The organism is Corynebacterium sp. p3-SID1056 (assembly GCF_025152525.1).
Classification (GTDB): domain Bacteria; phylum Actinomycetota; class Actinomycetes; order Mycobacteriales; family Mycobacteriaceae; genus Corynebacterium.
Map to the genome: position 1 here is coordinate 137507 of NZ_JALXXL010000006.1, position 15542 is coordinate 153048.

At 64.0% G+C, this 15542-nt stretch carries 17 protein-coding genes and 1 tRNA gene; 5 read left to right on the forward strand and 13 right to left on the reverse strand.

Translation table 11 applies throughout. The features are described from left to right. Positions 1-95 precede the first annotated feature (95 nt). Positions 96-1916, reverse strand: a complete 1821-nt coding sequence (locus M3G14_RS07115) for a BCCT family transporter (protein WP_396122208.1) — start codon at positions 1914-1916, stop codon at positions 96-98. A 104-nt stretch (positions 1917-2020) separates the two neighbouring features. Further along, on the reverse strand, positions 2021-2884 hold the full coding sequence (rsmI, locus tag M3G14_RS07120; protein ID WP_259925816.1) for a 16S rRNA (cytidine(1402)-2'-O)-methyltransferase: 864 nt from the start codon (positions 2882-2884) through the stop codon (positions 2021-2023). Between the two features lie 76 nt (positions 2885-2960). Between rsmI and M3G14_RS07125 the strand changes: the two genes are divergently transcribed. Then, entirely contained in the window at positions 2961-4517 is a 1557-nt protein-coding gene (locus M3G14_RS07125; RefSeq protein ID WP_259925817.1) for a dolichyl-phosphate-mannose--protein mannosyltransferase, read from the forward strand. A gap of 4 nt (positions 4518-4521) precedes the next feature. On the opposite strand, the gene M3G14_RS07130 is transcribed toward M3G14_RS07125, so the two are convergent. Both M3G14_RS07130 and M3G14_RS07135 read right to left on the reverse strand, forming a co-directional pair. Next, a complete protein-coding gene (locus M3G14_RS07130; RefSeq protein WP_259925818.1) occupies positions 4522-5163 on the reverse strand; it encodes a zf-HC2 domain-containing protein in 642 nt (213 codons plus the stop codon). Beyond that, on the reverse strand, positions 5156-5563 hold the full coding sequence (locus tag M3G14_RS07135) for a DoxX family protein (protein WP_259925819.1): 408 nt from the start codon (positions 5561-5563) through the stop codon (positions 5156-5158). The genes M3G14_RS07130 and M3G14_RS07135 overlap by 8 nt, the downstream gene beginning before the upstream one ends. A gap of 52 nt (positions 5564-5615) precedes the next feature. Here M3G14_RS07135 and M3G14_RS07140 point away from each other — a divergent pair, with 52 nt between their 5' ends. Continuing rightward, positions 5616-6230 carry a DNA-3-methyladenine glycosylase I gene (locus M3G14_RS07140; protein ID WP_259925820.1) on the forward strand — a complete coding sequence of 205 codons (615 nt, stop codon included), beginning with the start codon at positions 5616-5618 and terminating at the stop codon, positions 6228-6230. On the opposite strand, the gene M3G14_RS07145 is transcribed toward M3G14_RS07140, so the two are convergent. The 6 genes from M3G14_RS07145 to M3G14_RS07170 form a co-directional block, all read right to left on the reverse strand. Beyond that, positions 6227-6835: a cation transporter gene (locus M3G14_RS07145; protein ID WP_259925821.1), complete on the reverse strand. Its 609-nt coding sequence runs from the start codon at positions 6833-6835 to the stop codon at positions 6227-6229. The genes M3G14_RS07140 and M3G14_RS07145 overlap by 4 nt on opposite strands. Before the next feature lie 296 nt (positions 6836-7131). Beyond that, positions 7132-7204: transfer RNA gene (locus tag M3G14_RS07150), tRNA-Ala, on the reverse strand. Positions 7205-7273: 69 nt separating this feature from the next. Beyond that, complete coding sequence (gene glpR / locus M3G14_RS07155; protein WP_259925822.1) at positions 7274-8401, reverse strand: gephyrin-like molybdotransferase receptor GlpR; 1128 nt, start codon at positions 8399-8401, stop codon at positions 7274-7276. A 116-nt stretch (positions 8402-8517) separates the two neighbouring features. Next, the gene (locus tag M3G14_RS07160) at positions 8518-9171 is read right to left on the reverse strand and encodes a GNAT family N-acetyltransferase (protein ID WP_259925823.1); all 654 of its coding nucleotides are present in this window, start codon (positions 9169-9171) and stop codon (positions 8518-8520) included. Positions 9172-9177: 6 nt separating this feature from the next. Continuing rightward, the gene (gene glp, locus M3G14_RS07165) at positions 9178-10470 is read right to left on the reverse strand and encodes a gephyrin-like molybdotransferase Glp (protein ID WP_259925824.1); all 1293 of its coding nucleotides are present in this window, start codon (positions 10468-10470) and stop codon (positions 9178-9180) included. 20 nt (positions 10471-10490) lie between these two features. Then, the gene (locus M3G14_RS07170; RefSeq protein ID WP_259925825.1) at positions 10491-11447 is read right to left on the reverse strand and encodes a UTP--glucose-1-phosphate uridylyltransferase; all 957 of its coding nucleotides are present in this window, start codon (positions 11445-11447) and stop codon (positions 10491-10493) included. Between the two features lie 107 nt (positions 11448-11554). On the opposite strand from M3G14_RS07170, the gene M3G14_RS07175 reads away from it, so the two are divergent. The 3 genes from M3G14_RS07175 to mscL all read left to right on the forward strand — a co-directional run bounded on the left by M3G14_RS07175 (position 11555) and on the right by mscL (position 13379). Further along, the gene (locus tag M3G14_RS07175) at positions 11555-12151 is read left to right on the forward strand and encodes a 5-formyltetrahydrofolate cyclo-ligase (protein ID WP_259925826.1); all 597 of its coding nucleotides are present in this window, start codon (positions 11555-11557) and stop codon (positions 12149-12151) included. 44 nt (positions 12152-12195) lie between these two features. Further along, complete coding sequence (locus M3G14_RS07180) at positions 12196-12828, forward strand: SAF domain-containing protein (protein ID WP_259925827.1); 633 nt, start codon at positions 12196-12198, stop codon at positions 12826-12828. 95 nt (positions 12829-12923) lie between these two features. Continuing rightward, positions 12924-13379 (forward strand): large conductance mechanosensitive channel protein MscL, encoded by a 456-nt coding sequence (gene mscL, locus M3G14_RS07185; RefSeq protein WP_259925828.1) that lies wholly within the window; start codon positions 12924-12926, stop codon positions 13377-13379. A gap of 33 nt (positions 13380-13412) precedes the next feature. Here mscL and M3G14_RS07190 read toward each other — a convergent pair whose 3' ends face one another. The 3 genes from M3G14_RS07190 to M3G14_RS07200 all read right to left on the reverse strand — a co-directional run bounded on the left by M3G14_RS07190 (position 13413) and on the right by M3G14_RS07200 (position 15488). Further along, positions 13413-13613 (reverse strand): hypothetical protein, encoded by a 201-nt coding sequence (locus M3G14_RS07190; protein WP_259925829.1) that lies wholly within the window; start codon positions 13611-13613, stop codon positions 13413-13415. A 2-nt stretch (positions 13614-13615) separates the two neighbouring features. After that, positions 13616-14197 (reverse strand): molybdenum cofactor biosynthesis protein B, encoded by a 582-nt coding sequence (locus M3G14_RS07195; protein ID WP_259925830.1) that lies wholly within the window; start codon positions 14195-14197, stop codon positions 13616-13618. Between the two features lie 67 nt (positions 14198-14264). Next, on the reverse strand, positions 14265-15488 hold the full coding sequence (locus M3G14_RS07200; RefSeq protein WP_259925831.1) for a S1C family serine protease: 1224 nt from the start codon (positions 15486-15488) through the stop codon (positions 14265-14267). Positions 15489-15542: the final 54 nt, after the last annotated feature.

Below are 15542 nucleotides of genomic sequence, written 5' to 3' on the forward strand. Positions count from 1 at the left end.
GCATAATCAACCTGCAATCAGCGTCGAATCCGGGCATAGAAAATCCCCAGCCCCTCACTGTGTGGGGCGCTGGGGAAATGCCAAGCGTGGCGCGATTAGTTTCGCTTGCCACCCAAAGCGCGCTTGACTTGCTCCTTCTTCTGCTCCAGCTCGAGCTGGTCGCGGTGCATGCGACGCTCGATAGCGAGCTGGCGCGCGAAGCGTTCTTGCTCCTTGCGATCGAGGTAGATCGTGTCGTTCGACAGATCCTTCACAATCGCAAACATGAGCAGGATGAGAATGAGCAGGAACGGCGTCGCTGCGACAATGGTCACCGATTGCAGCGAGTTCAGTGCATCCGAGCCGCCCGAGATGAGCAGGGTCAGGCCCACACCAGCGGTGGCCACGCCCCACATCGCAGCGATCCACGGCTTCGCGTCCGACTTACCGTTCTGGGACATAGACGCCATCACCGTGGACGCGGAGTCCGCCGAGGTGATGAAGAAGGTGGCCAGCAGGATCAGTGCAAACACGCCCATGACTACGCCGCCCGGCAGGGAGTGCAGCAGGTTAAACAGCTGCTCCTCCGAGGTGCCCTCGCCGTAGATGGAATTGCCTTCCTGCTCCATCTTGATCGCGGTGCCGCCGAAGATGGCGAACCACACGGTGGACAGGCCGGCCGGAACGAGCATGACACCAAGGCAGAACTCGCGGATGGTGCGGCCGCGGGAAATACGCGCCAGGAAGGTACCCACGAACGGGGACCAGGAGATCCACCATGCCCAGTAGAAGATGGTCCAACCGGAAAGGAACTCACCGGCTTCGCCATTAGCGCTTTCTGCGGTGCGGGCAGCCATTTCGAAGAAGTTCTGCAGGTAGGTCCCGACTGCAGTGGGCAGCATGTTGAGCTGAGCGACGGTCGGGCCGAAGACGAACACGAAGATGGCCAGCACGGCAGCCACAACCATGTTGGTATTGGACAGCCACTGGATGCCCTTGGACACGCCCGACATCGCGGAGAGCAAGAAGGCGAGCAGCAGTACCGCGACGATGCCGATGATCAGCGTGTCGGAAGGATTGTCCACAAAGCCCGAAGCCTCCAGGCCGGCGCTAATCTGCAGCGCGCCCAGCCCCAGGGAGCAGGCGGTGCCGAAGATGGTGGCAAAGATGGCGAAGCCGTCAATAATCTTGCCAGGCACGCCGTCAGCAGCCTTCTCACCGATCAACGGGATAAAGGCGCTCGACAGCAGTTGCTTACGGCCGAGGCGGAAGGTGGAGTACGCGATAGCCAGGCCAATAATGGCGTAGACCGCCCACGGGTGCAGCGTCCAGTGGAACATGGTCTGCGCCATGCCCGTGCCCACTTCGCGTGGCTCGTGACCGGGAACGCCGTCGAGGTACATCGACAGCGGCTCGGAGGCGCCATAGAACATCAGGCCGATGCCCATACCTGCGGCGAACATCATGGCAATCCAGGAGCTGGTCTTAAACTCCGGACGCTCATCGCTGGTTCCCAAACGGATCGTGCCGAATTTCGAGCAAGCGATCACAATGACGAAGAGGACAAACACCGTCCCACCGAGTACGAAGGCCCAACCCAGGTTGTCGATGACCCAGCCGAAAGCGACGTCGGCAAAGTTGGAGAAATGCTCTGGGGCAAGCAAGCCCCAGGAGACCATGGCGACCACCAGCACGGCGATCGGGACGATGATCCCCCAGTCGATCGGGGCCTCTGCAGCGTCTGCCTTGCGCTCGACCTGCTCCTCCGGGTCGAGGTAATTGCCGCGTTCGCCAGCGCTGTCTGCGTCCAGCAACGAGGCGAGCTCGCCGACCGCCGAAGGCGTGGGGTTCGTTGAATCGTTTTCAATCTGCGGATCTTCGCTCCGCGGCTCTGCGTCCGGATCGTGCGGATCCAGACCAGTCTCACGCTGAGACATCGATCACTCCTTGAAATTTATTGACTAACTCGTATGACTTTTGCAGGTTAACGTAAATAAAGTCTCAGCACGAACTGAAGGCACGAACTGAAGGACAGCCCTTCCTATTTCCTTGCCGCGAGCACCTCGTCATACAACTCGCCGGTTTTCACCCCGTGCGCCTTGGCGACGGCCTTGCACGCGTCCTTCATCCGCTCGCCGCGCTCCACACGGGCGAGCACCTCCCCAACCAGGTCTGCAGGTTCTTCTACCGACGCGGCCCCGCCCTCGATGACGACGGTGACCTCACCGCGCACGCCCTCTTCTGCCCACTGCGCGAGCTCCGCGAGCGTGCCACGCTTAACCTGCTCGTAGGTTTTCGTCAGCTCGCGGCACACGGCGGCGCGGCGATCCGCGCCGAGAATCCTTGCGGCGCGCGCCAAGGTGTCGGCGGTGCGATGCGGGGATTCGAAGAAACAGATGGCCCGCTCTTGCCCAACCAACGACTGCAACCAGGTATCTTTCGGGCCCGGCTTGCGGGGCGCAAAGCCGTCGAAAAGAAAATGCCCCACGTTGAGGCCGGACAGGGCGAGTGCCGTCGTCACGGCGCTTGGGCCGGGCAGGCAGGTCACTGGGATGTCCGCGTCGTGCGCGGCGGCGACAAGGTCGAGACCGGGATCCGAGACAATCGGCATGCCGGCGTCCGTGACCACCAGCACCACCCCACTACGTGCCGCGTGCAGCAACATGTCGGCGCGTGTGGCCTCGTTGTGGTCGAAGTTGGAGACAAACTTGCCGCGTGGAGTCACGCCTAAAGCTGCGGCCAGCGCCCGGGTGCGGCGCGTGTCTTCCGCGGCAATCACCTCAGCGCGCTCCAACATGTCGCGCAGCCGCTGGCTGGCATCACCGATGTTGCCCAGCGGGGTCGCGGCGAGCACCACCCCACGTGTGGGCAGCGCGTCCTGGGGCAAATCTGTGGAGGCAACCATAAACCTCAAGCATACGCACGACCCAGTAAGATCCTTGTCCGTGAGTACCCAAGTGTCCCCTGTTACCCCAAAAGCGTTGAGAACGAAACGCCCCGAACCGGTTGCGCCCATCACGGTGCCCTGGTCCCGGCACGACACAATCGCCGCAAGCGTGATCGGGGTCCTGGCGCTCTTCACGCGCTTTTTGGGGCTGACGCAACCCACCTCGGAGGGCACCCCTGTCTTCGATGAGAAGCACTACGTGCCGCAGGCCTGGGACATGGTGCGCGACTACATCAACCCGGTGCTCGGCGGCATCGAGTCCAACCCGGGCTACGGCCTGGTGGTGCACCCGCCGCTGGGCAAGCAGCTGCTTGCGTGGGGCGAGCAGCTCTTTGGCTACACGCCGCTCGGGTGGCGTCTGTGTACTGCGCTTTTCGGCGCGGCGACGATCGTGTTTGTCTTTCTTATCGCGCGCAGGCTGAGCCAGTCCACCAGCGTCGGCATCTTCGCAGGCACCATCGCGCTTTTCGACGGTGTGCTGCTCGTCGCCGCCAAATTCGGCATGCTCGACATCTTTCAGGTCTTCTTTGTCGTCGCCGCTGCCTGGACCCTCACCGGCGATATGCAGCAGGTGCACCGGCGCTGGCACGACGCCTACCTCACTGGCAAGCTCGACGAGTCCGGCCCGCTGGGCCCGCGCCTGGGCTTTCGCTGGTGGCGCTTCGCCACCGGCGTGCTGCTCGGCCTCGCGCTTGGGGTGAAGTGGTCGGGTCTGTACTACATCGCTTTCTACGGCCTGCTCTCCGCGTTTTGGGATGTGTGGCTGCGCAAGCGCTATGGCGTCGAAAAGCCGATTGCTGGTGCGCTGCTTCGCGACGTGCCGTCCGCGCTCGCCTCCATCGTGGTAGTCCCCGCTGTGTTGTACCTCTGGTCTTGGCGCGCGTGGTTCGCCTCGGAGACTTCCGTGTACCGCCACGCTGTCGCCGACGGCACGGTGGAAGGCTCTGACTGGCCGTGGCTGACACACTTGCCTTCGCCGGCGGCGGAATGGTTCTACTACCACTTCTCGGTGCTCGAGTTCCACAGCTCGCTGACCTCCTCGTCCGGGCATTCCCACCCGTGGGATTCCAAGCCCTGGGCCTGGCTCGTGGCCTCGCGCCCGATCCTCTACTACTCCAACACCGACTTAAGCTGTGGCAACGGCAACACGTGCCGGGAGATGATTTACCTCTTCGGCACGCCTGCGATTTGGTGGCTGACCATCCCGATCCTGTTGTGGGCAGCGTGGGTGTGGCTCACCCGCCGCGACTACCGAGTCATCGTGCCGCTGGTGGCGTTCATGGCCGGGTTCTTGCCGTGGCTTGCGGCATTTGACCGCCAGATGTACTTCTTCTACGCCACCGCGCTGGTCCCCTTCACCGCAGTGTTGCTCGGCCTAGCGCTGGGCAATCTTGCGCAAAAGGGCGCGCCGAGCGGCAGTGCTTTCGTGCGCCGCGTCGCGGGAGCAGACTTGCGCTCGGGGCAGCTGGCGGTGCTCGCCTACCTGGCGCTCGTGGTGGCGAACTTTGTGTACTTCTCGCCGCTGTTCTACGGCTACATGATCCCGGAAAACTACTTCCAGTCGCTCATGTGGCTGCCCAGCTGGAAGTAGCGCGCTAGCTCGGGTTGGCGTCGAGCAGGTGCCAGGCTCGGCGAATCTCGATACCGCGGTCCGCCACCCAGGTCCACACAAGCCCAATCAGCGTAAACAGGGGGATCAGCACGATGCTGGGCACGAACTCGCCAATCGAGAGCACCCAGTCACGCACCGCAAAACCGGCGGTAAACGTGAACATCGTGCCCACGATGAGCAGCACACCTGGGATCTGCCGTGGGCGCCAGGCGCTCACCGCCAACGCTAGGGCGACGCCGAAGCGCACCGCGGCCGTCGACGTCATCAGCCCGTCAGCCGCTCCGCTGCCCAGCAGGGGCTGCACTGCCCACACGGCCCACACCACAGCGGCAAGCACCAGCGCAATGCGCCCAATTGCCAGGGTGACCAAACGGCGCTGCGCAAGCTTTCGCCACTTCTCATCCACCCCAGCCAGGATCACCTCGGAGAGATCCCCCGGCGGTGCCATCCCGCCGTCGACCTCGGCGAAGCTGACCTGCTTCGACAGCGCGAGCGAGCGCTCCCAGAATGCGGCGCACTCCTCGCAGGAGGCCAGGTGGGCGTCGATAAGCGAGTCCTCGAGGCCCGGTGCCTCGCCGTCAATGCGCGCGGAGAGTGCGGCCTGGACCTGTTCGTGGCTAATCACGCGTCAACACCCCATCCAGGCTCGCGCGCCCCGTCCCGAAGACCACGAGCGCAAACAGCGCCACTGCGAGCACCAGCGTGTACTCCACACCCCCGTCGGCGACGAAGAAGCCGTTGCCCAGGTGCACGAAGTAGGTGGCCGCGATCGTGAGCAACAGCAACAGCGAGGCAGCGATCGTGGTGAGCAGGCCGATCACGAGGAAGGTGCCGCCGATAAGCTCGACCGTGCCGGTGGCGTAGGCGCTTAAGGCGGGCTGCGGCACCCCGAAGTGGGCGAATTGCTGCGCGGTTGCGCTCATGCCGGAGGCGAACCAATGCTGGTAGCCGTGGGCGATGAAAACCGCCCCAACAACCAGGCGCATCAGCAGGAGGGCGAAGTCTCGAACGGCGGGCCTGTTCATGCCAATTACCCTACCGATGGAACCGAAGCGCCATAAATTGAGTCAAATATATATGAGCAATTTCAACAAAGTACCCAAGTCCACGCCCATCACCTGTGACGACGGCCTGGTGCGCCCATCGTGGGCCGCCACCGACCCGCTCCTGCGCGCCTACTACGACACCGAGTGGGGCATGCCGCTTTACGACGAAGCGTCGCTCTTTGAGCGCCTCTGCCTCGAAGGATTCCAAGTCGGGCTGTCCTGGCGTTTGATCCTGGCGAAGCGCGAAGCCCTGCGAGATGCCTTCTTCGGGTTTGATCCGGATACAGTCGCCGCGATGGAATCGGTCGATCACCTGCTGGACGACCCCGCCCTGATCCGCAACCGGAAGAAGCTCAACGCCGCTGTCACGAATGCGAAAGCCACGCTGGCGCTGCGCGAGGAAGGCACCCACCTCGGCGAGTTCATCTGGTCGTACAAGCCCGAGACCACGCCGCGTCCCCGTACTGCTGAAGAAGTGCCCACCTCTTCGCCCGAATCGAAGGCGCTCGCGCGAGATTTGAAAAAGCGGGGTTTTACCTTCGTCGGTCCGGTCACCATGTACGCGCTTATGGAATCGGTGGGGATAGTCGACACCAATTTGGTTGGCACCTGGCGCTGCGGTGCCTCAGGTGTATGGAGCAGCTAGCACTCACCCATGTCCTCGAAGGCCTCCTCGACCGAGGCGTGCTCCTCGCGGGACTCCTCCCACACCTCTTTCGCCGCCGAGAGGTTGATCGCGGCAATGATCGCGCCGACGACGATATCGAACCAGGCGGTCGGCCACACGAAGGTGAGCAGACCCGCGACGATAATGAGCACGTTGGCCAGCGCGTCGTTACGCGCAGCCAGCCACGCCCCCTTCGCCAGCGAGGAGCCCTGGTCGCGCAGCTTGAGCAGGATCACCGCGCAAATGAGGTTGACCGCGAGTGCGCCGATGGCAACGCCGGTTAGCCCCTCGGGCGAAGGTGGGACCGGGTTAATGATCTTGGTCACCACCATGACAATCGCCGCGATGGCCGGAATGAGGATCAACCCCGCGAGCACGCTGCCCGCCACGCGGCGGCGATGCGCCGGCCACGCCACGGCGAAGAAGACGAGCAGGTTAATGGCCGTGTCCTCGAGAAAGTCTGCGGAGTCCGCCGCGAGCGAGGCGGAGCCAATCGCCAGCGCGGCAATAAACTCCACGAAAAAGTAGGCGAGGTTCAACAGGGCGACGATAAGCACCGCGCGGCGAAGCTTCTCAGTGGTCAAGGTTTCCTCCTGTCGGGCCGGTAATAACGGTGCAAGGATACGCTGACGTATCCCTGTGAGGCAAGACTCGAAGCCCCTCCGTATCTGTGCCGGTGAGTGCGTACTTCGTCCCGTGGTGCCAGGTATCTTTCACCCTAAACGGAGCTAGCTCCGTTTAGGCCTACCCCGACACAAAACACCAGGTCGCACTCAACCAGATTCCCCAAACGGAGCTAGCTCCATTTAGACCAGTGCCCCCACTACCAGCATTCACACGAAGAAACCTCCAGGTCACGTGACCTGGAGGTTTCATCCAGTGGAGCTAAGGGGAATCGAACCCCTGACCTTCGCATTGCGAACGCGACGCTCTACCAACTGAGCTATAGCCCCGCGCTGTGGCTAAACGTTACTCCTCCCCCACCAACTGATGAAATCGGCTGGTGGGAGCGGTGAAAGCAACTAGCTTGCACGCGGAGTGTAGTGGCGCCGGTCGTCGGAATAGTCGTCGTACTCCGGCTCGCGGCGGTAGGACGGGAGCGACTCGAAATCCGGGTGCTCCTCGTCCAAGTCCAAAATGACGGAACCGATGCGTCGACGCTCACCCGGGGCCGACTGTGGGCGCTGCGCCAAGTCCACGCCCATCCGCGCACGCCGCAGCTGACGCACGCGACGTTGGTGCAGTGCGCGTTCTTTCCGCACCACGCCACGGGCAGCAATGAAGAACCACACGTTGAGCGCCACGGCAATCGCCGGCAACACCCAGGTCCAGCCTCCGGCCACGAAGGCCAACACGAAGGTAGCCACGAACAACGCAATGAGGCCCAAGAAGGTGCGCTGGCGGCGACGGAAGCGCTCCGCGCGCGCGGCACGTTCCCGTTCCGGATCGTAGCCGCCGCGACCGCGGCGCGTCTTCGCGAAAGCGATATCGCTGTCGTCCGGCTCCAGAGCGTCCGCGCCGACCGGCGCCTGCACCGCGGGTGCTTCTACCTCGGTGCGCGAGCTTTCGGCCTTCTCTGCTTCGTCAACTTCATCGACTTCATCGACGTAGCCAAAATCGGCCGGGGACTCGTAGGCCTCGCGCAGCTCGTAACGCTCCTCATCCGCAGAGTCCGCAGAGTCTTCCGTATCCAATTCCACGCGCGTCGAGCCGCCCTCGGCAGCCGCGTCCTCAGTCTCTACAGCCTCGACAGTGCGGTCGACGTTGTCAGCATTTTCAGTGTTTTCAGCGTCTTCAGCATCTTCGACCGGCTCAGCATCGATCACCACGGGAGTCTCCTCAGTCGCGGCGACATCCTTGCGGAAGATGCTGCGCAGGGGCGGCGCGTCGTCGATAAGCACCTGCTCATCCTCGGCTTCAACGAGCTCCACGTCATCATCCGACGCGGCGTGCTGGTGCACATCCGCGGCCGTCAGCTTCGGGCGGCGCCGCGAGACCACAGGTTCGCTACCGCCTTCGTGCAGCACGCGCGTCTCCTCGTAGCCCTCGCCGGAGCGGCGGATCTTCTTCACTCCCCCTGACAGCATCGGGGCCAGCACAATAATCCACACGACGAGGATGAGGACGATGATCAAGCTCAGGCTGCCCATGGGCAAAGCCACCTTTCAACGCGACTGATTGCGGCAATGTAGACAAGAAACTGCACCTACGCTAACCGCGTCAGCGCCACGGCCCCGCCAGGCACGCCGAGTGCCGGCGCAAGAATTTAGCGCACGCGCCCTTGTGCCCGCAGACGCTCGACCGCGCCCTGCGCAAAGTCCTCCGCATTCAGCGCCACGAAGTGATGGTCGCGCCACTGCCCGTCGATGTGCAGGTTCTTGCGAAAGAAACCCTCTTCGCGGTAGCCATTCGCCGCAAGCACGCTTCTCGACGCCGGGTTGTCCGGCAGAAAGGTCGCCGTCACCCGGTGCAGCCCCACCCTGCCGAAGGCATGGTCCGTGCCCAATGCACACGCCACCGTCGCGATCCCGCGCCCCATAAACGGCGAATGCACCCAGTAGCCAATCCAGCACTCGCCGACCGCGCCATGCTGGATGTTGCCCAGCGTGACCTGACCGGCAAAGTGCCCGTCGACCTCGATCACCAGCGGTACGACGGCACCGGCCCACGCCAGCTTGCGCAAATTCAGCCAATTGGCGCGCCAGGCCTGCGCGGAGTGCGCTTCCTCCCACGAGCCGGACACGGTCGGCTCGACGGGTTTGAGCCATTGCTCGTCGAGAATGCGCGTCTCGCGCCACACGCGGCCGTCGCCGGACTTCAGCGGGCGCAGCCGCACATCCGAACCATCGTGCATGCACACCGCCGGGGTGTGCTCGGGCCAGCCTGGCGTTGGCTCGCGGAACAGGGACAACAGGGTCATTGCTGGCTAGCTGCGCTGCTGCAAAAACTCGACGTCGACCACATCGCCCGGGCGCACGTCGGTGACGTCCTCCGGCAGGCAGATCATGGCGTTGGCCTCGGCGAACCCAGCCAACAGGTGGGCCGCGCCCCCTTCGGCGGTGGCGAGCGATTCGACCAGGTACTCGCCGGTTTCTACGTCGCGCATCAGGCGTGCGCGAATGAAGGCACGCCTGCCCGGGATGGACTCGATGGCGCGCACCGAACGCGCCTGCACAAGGCGGCGCTGCACCTGGGCCTTGCCCAGCGCTTGCCGGATGGCTGGGCGCACGATCGTCTCCGTGATCACGAGCGCGCTGACCGGGTTTGCCGGGAGCAGGAACACTGGTGTGCGTTCCTCGCCCAACAGCCCGAAGCCCTGCACCGAGCCTGGGTGCATGGCCACGCGCTGGGTGTCGATCTCGCCCATCTCGCGCAACACGTCCTGAATCACATTGGCCCCTGAACCGCCCACGGCGCCGGTAATGATCACCATCTCTGAGCGGGTCACATGCCCGGCGATGGTCTCGCGGAGCCGGCGTGGCTCCGCCTGGATCAGTCCGGCGCGCACCACGTCCGCACCCGCTTCTTCGACGGCCGCGGCCACGGCGTAGGACGCCACGTCGTACACCTGCCCCAGGCCGGGCGTGCGGTCCACGTCCACGAGCTCCAGGCCAAAGCTGATCACGGTCACGCGCGGGCGGGGGTAGACCAGCACCTTCTCCCTGCCGGCGGCGGCGACCAACCCGATCTGGGCCGGCCCAAGCACTGCGCCCTGACGCACAGCGACGTCGCCCGGTTGAATATCCGAGCCCGGCTTACGCACAAAATCGCCCGTGCGCACCGTGCGGGTTGGAGTCAGTCGCTTGCGGCCGCGGTCGGTCCATTCCAGGGGCAGCACGGCGTCGGCAAGCGTGGGCAGCGGAGCCCCAGTTGCCACCCGGACGGCCTGGCGCGGCTGCAGGCGCAGCGGCTTCTGCGAACCCGCGGCCACCTCGCCCACGACCGGTAAGGTGCGGTCCCGGCGCGAAGGCTCCTCGCCGTCTGCGTCCTTCACTTCCTTCACTTCGCGCGTAGTGCGCAGGCCAGCGGTGCCACCCACGTCGACCGCGCGGACGGCGTAACCGTCAACTGCGGCCTGGGCAAAGCCGGGAAGTGGTGCGGTGGCGGCGATCTCCTCGGCGCACATGAGGCCGAGTGCATCCAGAATTCCGACGCGGATCGGCTCAGGCGTCACCGCCGCGTCAACCACCATTGCTCGCTGGTCTTCAACGCTGCGCATTGGGCCAATCCTAGTAATACTTAGCGGACAACGTCGGGGTTCTCTGCTTCGAAGTCGCTGATAATCTGCTTCAGCGCAGTGTAGAGCGCCGGGCCGTACTTCTCGCTACGCAGACCAAAGTCCACATTCGCCGGAATATAACCACCCGGGTTACCCAGATCGTGGCGCTTCCCGTCATGTACCACCACGTGCACCGGGTGGCCCTCCGTAATCATCAGCTCGATCGCATCAGTCAGCTGCAGCTCGCCGCCCTTACCCGGCTCAATCCGGCGCAACGCGTCAAACACTGCCCGATCAAGTAGGTAGCGGCCCGTGGCAACCAGCGTCGACGGCGCATCCTCCACCGCAGGCTTTTCCACCATGCCAAGCACCCGCTTGACCTCAATGCCCTCAACCTCAGCGTCCGCATCAGCCACATCGAAGACGCCGTAGTTAAACACCTCTTCAGGCGTGACGTTAAAGGCACACAGCACCGAACCACCCAACTGCTGGCGCACCTTGACCATCTTTTCCATCACACCAGCCGGCAACACCAAATCATCCGGCAACATGACGGCCACAACGTCCTCGTCATCGTCCAAGGCCACCTCTGCACACCCGACCGCATGACCCAAACCAAGCGGCTTGTCCTGGGTTACCGAAATCGCGTCGATCAAATCAGCCGCGCGCGCAACCTTTTCCACCTGCTCGTCTTTGCCGCGCGCTGCAAGCGTTTCACGCAGGGTGGAAAACTCGCCGAAGTGCGCCATGATCTCCTCTTTTTGAGGCGCGACCACAATCGCCAACCGCTGCGCCCCCAGCTGGGCCGCTTCTTCTGCGATCAGCTCAATGCCCGGGGTGTCCACCACCGGCAAAAGCTCTTTCGGCACAGTCTTCGTCGCAGGCAAAAAGCGGGTCCCCATACCTGCCGCCGGCACAACAACTGTCTTCACCGCGCCAAAAGACGGCGCGGCGGTCGTTTCGCTAGAATTCCGCATAAATACCTAGCCTACATCGCACGTAACTGCTATTTTGTTGCGACTCCCGTCAACGCGAAACTTCGCGCTTCCGCCCTCTACACTCCAGTTGGAAAGGACCGCCCGCAATGCCCTCGCAGTCCACGCAATCTGCAAAGCAAACACTGCGCGCGCGGCTGACCCACACCCGCCGCGCGTTGCGTGATCGTCCCCAGGAAAAGGCCGCGCTCGATGCTTCCCTGCTGTCACACGCCGTAGCGTTTCTGCACGCCGTGGGCGCGCAAAGCACGAACATCGCGGCGTACAATCCACTTCCCTCGGAGCCGGGAGCGGTGGACTTTGCTGAGCAGCTACGAGCCCATGCCCGCCGAGTGTTTGTACCGTTGTCCCTGCCCAATGGCGTGCTTGGATGGGCAGAGTGCGACCCCGCCCGAGCGCAACGCGGCGCGCTTGGTATTACCGAGCCTTCGGGCCCGCGTTTTACCTCGCGTGTGCTCGACTCCTGCGGCGCGTTGCTCGTGCCCGCCCTTGGCGTAGACACGCGCGGCATGCGGATCGGCAAAGGTGCCGGGTATTACGACAGGGCGCTGGCGCACACGAAGGTCCCGGCTGCGGCAGTGGTCTACGACGATAACGTCGTCGAACGCGTACCCCACGACGCGCACGATACGCCCGTGCAAGCCGTCATTACTCCCTCCGGGTGGTGGTGGGCAGCAAAGCGCTAGCCTTTCTCAGGGAACCGCGGGGGCACCGGGCGCGTCTAATATGCATGGATATTGCTACTCGCCTGCGCACCCCAGGCTATCGCCGCACGGTACTGCTGCGGCGGGTGCTTGCCGCCCTGCTCATCATCGCAGCCCTGTGCAGCACGTTCATACGCGCCTCGCACACCGACCCGGTTGCCGTCGTGTTTGCGCGCGATGTCCCCGCAGGCACCCGCTTGGCTGCCGAGGATGTCAAGATCGTCCGAGTCCCCAAAGAGGTACTGCCCGCCAACGCGTTAACGGACACTTCCCTTGCCCACGCGCATATCCTTGCGGCCGCGGCCGCCGCCGGAGAGATCGTCACCACCACGCGCCTGGTCGGCCCCGACCTCGTCAGTGACCTCGTCGCTGACGCACCAGCGGGTGAGCCGTTCACTATGGTGCCGATCCCGCTCGCCGAGCCCGACATCTTGCCCATGCTGCACCACGGGGCGAGGGTGGAAATTGTCACGGAAGGCCCACGCACCGTCGCAACAGGCGGCCGCATCGTCACCGTCAATGAGGCTGAAGGCGGCGCGAACAACGGCAAAGATACGGTGCTCATCTTGCTGAGGCAGTCGCAGGCAGCGGTCGTCGCGGCCGCATCGTTGTCGGAGCCTTTGGCGGTAGTTTTGACTCCGGATGAAACTTCGGCCTAGAATCCGTAGTCTTGACATTTGCCATGGATAATCGTACGACCAAGCCTCCATGGTGTTGTCTCTCCCCCCCATGACACAAACAAGGAGTGTTTACTATGCTCAAGGGCTTCCGCGACTTTATTCTCCGCGGCAACGTCATCGACCTGGCTGTCGGTGTGGTCATCGGTGCTGCGTTCACCGCCGTTGTCACCGCATTCTCTGACGCAATCATCACCCCGCTGCTGAACATCTTCGGCGACGCCGAGGTCGGCGAAGGCTGGAAGATCCCGGTCATCCCGGGCCGCCCCGAGACCGCGCTCGACCTGGGTATGCTGGTCTCCGCGATCATCAACTTCCTGCTCATCGCTGCAGTGGTCTATTTCTTCATCGTCGCTCCGATGAACAAGCTCGACGAGATGCAGAAGCGTCACCGCGGCATCTCCGAGGACACCCCGGCTCCGACCGAGACCGAGCTGCTCACCGAGATCCGCGACATGCTCGCTGGCCAGACCCCGCAGCAGGCTGGCAGCTCCACCCCGCCGGCAACGGACGGGACCCCAGACGCGAAGTAGCGCTCATACGCTTCGCAGCACGCCCGCTCGCACCTACTCTCCGTGGTGCGGCGGGCGTTCGTTTTCGTAAAACGCAAGACCGGTCAGCTCCGGCTCGGCCCCGTCTTCTAACGCGACCTCACGCAGGCCATCCGCGCCGCGCGACTCGCGCCGAAACGGTCCGTCCGGAGTGTCCGCGGCCCGGTCGTAGTCCACGTCCGCGATGCGCCGCGCTCTGCGTCGTTGCCGCGCCATGCTTATTGCACCGTGTAGCTGTTGAGCTCGCCGATGAGGTGCTCCACCAGCGGAGCAATCGTGGCGACGCCATCGCGGATGGCCTGGCGGCTCGGCGCGAGGTTCACTACCACCGTCGATCCGGACACACCGCAGATACCGCGCGAGGTGGCAGCGTCCACCGCGCCGCAGGACTGCCCCGAGGAGCGAATCGCCTGCGCAACACCCGGCACCATCTTGTCGATCACGGTGCGGGTGGCCTCCGGCGTCTTATCCCGCGGGCCCACACCAGTGCCGCCGAGCGTGAGGACAAGATCTACGCCACCGACAACGCCGGTCTCGATCACTTTGCGGATCTCCGACTTCTTTGACTTGGTCCGCACAACCCCATCGACGTGGTAGCCGTACTCGCCGAGCAGCTCGGCGATCATCTTGTCGGTGTTGTCTCCTGGTGCCTCGTAGCGGTGATCGCCGACGAGCACCACAATCGCGCGAGATTGTACCGGCGCAGACTCTGCGAGCTCAACGGCGCGCAGGAACGAGTCATCCGGCTCCGCGCCGTCAAAAGCATCCAGTGTCTTCGTCGTACTCGTGGTTTTCGCCATAGCCTTCTTCCTCGACGTGCCGCTCCGGCGGGCACCGGAGTCGTTGCCCTAAAACTTAGCCCTTAACTTACTCGGAACTCAGCGTCACATCTACGGAAACAGGCTCCGCCTCCCCCGAGCGCTCCACCTGCAGCGTGACGGTCTCACCGAAGTCGTGTGAACGCGTCGCGGCGATCAGCGCGTCCGCCGAGTCAATGAGCCGGTCGTTGAGCTTCACAATCACATCACCGGAGTGCAGGCCGGCCTTCTCCGCGGGGCTGCCCGGTTCCACAGAGGCAACCCGGGCGCCCTCGGTGCCGTCGTCAAGCGCATTGACCCGCACACCGAGCATGGGTTGCGTGGCCTCACCGCGGTCGATGAGTTGCTGCGCGATCCGCTTGGCAAAGTTCGAGGGAATTGCGAAGCCGAGGCCGATCGAACCGCCTTGCTGCCCGCCGTACGAGCCTGCGGACAGGGAGGCAATCACGGAGTTCATGCCGATGAGGTTGCCGTGCATATCCACGAGCGGGCCGCCCGAGTTGCCTGGATTGATCGCGGCGTCGGTCTGAATGCCGTCCATGAGCGAGCTTTCGCCACTGCCCTGGTTCGCGCGCACCGGCCGGTTCAGCGCAGAGACGATACCGCTGGTGACCGTTGCCGAGAGCCCGAGCGGCGAGCCAACCGCGACTACCTCCTGCCCCACGCTGAGCTGATCCGAGTTGCCAAATTGCATCGTCGGCAGGTTGCTCACATTTTCGATCTTGATCACGCCCACGTCCGTGTTCACGTCGCTGGCCACGTAGGTCGCCTCGTGCCGCGATCCGTCATTCAGCGTGACCTGAATGCGCGATTGTGGGCTCTGGGCATCGCCGACCACGTGGTGGTTTGTCAGCACGTAGCCGTCGGAGGAAATGATCGAGCCCGAACCCTCAGCGCCTCCGCGTGGTGTCTGCACCATGATGGAGACGACCGCGGGAAGCACCTGGGCCGCCACGTCTTCCACGGAACCTTTCGGAGCCTTCGGTGCGTCGCTACCGGAGTCACGTGCCGATTCAGGCTGCGCCTCGAGCGCATTGTAGGACTCACCCGATTGCTCCGCGCCACGGCTACCGGCGATGTAGCCGGCCCCGCCGCCCGCTACAAGCGAGGCGACCAGGGCCGTTGCAATCAGCGCACCCGCGCCGAAACGATTCCCGGACGAGACCTGCTGCGGCGGGTTCGCAACGTGGTAGACAGTCTGCTGGGTGTGATTCGCGCCTTCTGCGTTGCCCTCGTACTCGGGACGGTTGCGCGATTGATCCGGAAAAGTCATGTGCCCCATTATGCGTGCTAGCGCTGCAGGCCGACTTGAGGCTCGACCCTACAC

Bases quoted from the DNA above. Each gene is read 5' to 3' on its own strand.
- M3G14_RS07140 (WP_259925820.1), top strand. From the start codon at position 5,616: ATGAGCAATTTCAACAAAGTACCCAAGTCCACGCCCATCACCTGTGAC.
- M3G14_RS07135 (WP_259925819.1), bottom strand. From the start codon at position 5,563: ATGAACAGGCCCGCCGTTCGAGACTTCGCCCTCCTGCTGATGCGCCTG.
- M3G14_RS07200 (WP_259925831.1), bottom strand. From the start codon at position 15,488: ATGACTTTTCCGGATCAATCGCGCAACCGTCCCGAGTACGAGGGCAAC.
- M3G14_RS07190 (WP_259925829.1), bottom strand. From the start codon at position 13,613: ATGGCGCGGCAACGACGCAGAGCGCGGCGCATCGCGGACGTGGACTAC.
- M3G14_RS07175 (WP_259925826.1), top strand. From the start codon at position 11,555: ATGCCCTCGCAGTCCACGCAATCTGCAAAGCAAACACTGCGCGCGCGG.
- M3G14_RS07170 (WP_259925825.1), bottom strand. From the start codon at position 11,447: ATGCGGAATTCTAGCGAAACGACCGCCGCGCCGTCTTTTGGCGCGGTG.
- M3G14_RS07180 (WP_259925827.1), top strand. From the start codon at position 12,196: ATGGATATTGCTACTCGCCTGCGCACCCCAGGCTATCGCCGCACGGTA.
- M3G14_RS07160 (WP_259925823.1), bottom strand. From the start codon at position 9,171: ATGACCCTGTTGTCCCTGTTCCGCGAGCCAACGCCAGGCTGGCCCGAG.
- M3G14_RS07115 (WP_396122208.1), bottom strand. From the start codon at position 1,916: ATGTCTCAGCGTGAGACTGGTCTGGATCCGCACGATCCGGACGCAGAG.
- glpR (WP_259925822.1), bottom strand. From the start codon at position 8,401: ATGGGCAGCCTGAGCTTGATCATCGTCCTCATCCTCGTCGTGTGGATT.
- rsmI (WP_259925816.1), bottom strand. From the start codon at position 2,884: ATGGTTGCCTCCACAGATTTGCCCCAGGACGCGCTGCCCACACGTGGG.
- M3G14_RS07195 (WP_259925830.1), bottom strand. From the start codon at position 14,197: ATGGCGAAAACCACGAGTACGACGAAGACACTGGATGCTTTTGACGGC.
- glp (WP_259925824.1), bottom strand. From the start codon at position 10,470: ATGCGCAGCGTTGAAGACCAGCGAGCAATGGTGGTTGACGCGGCGGTG.
- mscL (WP_259925828.1), top strand. From the start codon at position 12,924: ATGCTCAAGGGCTTCCGCGACTTTATTCTCCGCGGCAACGTCATCGAC.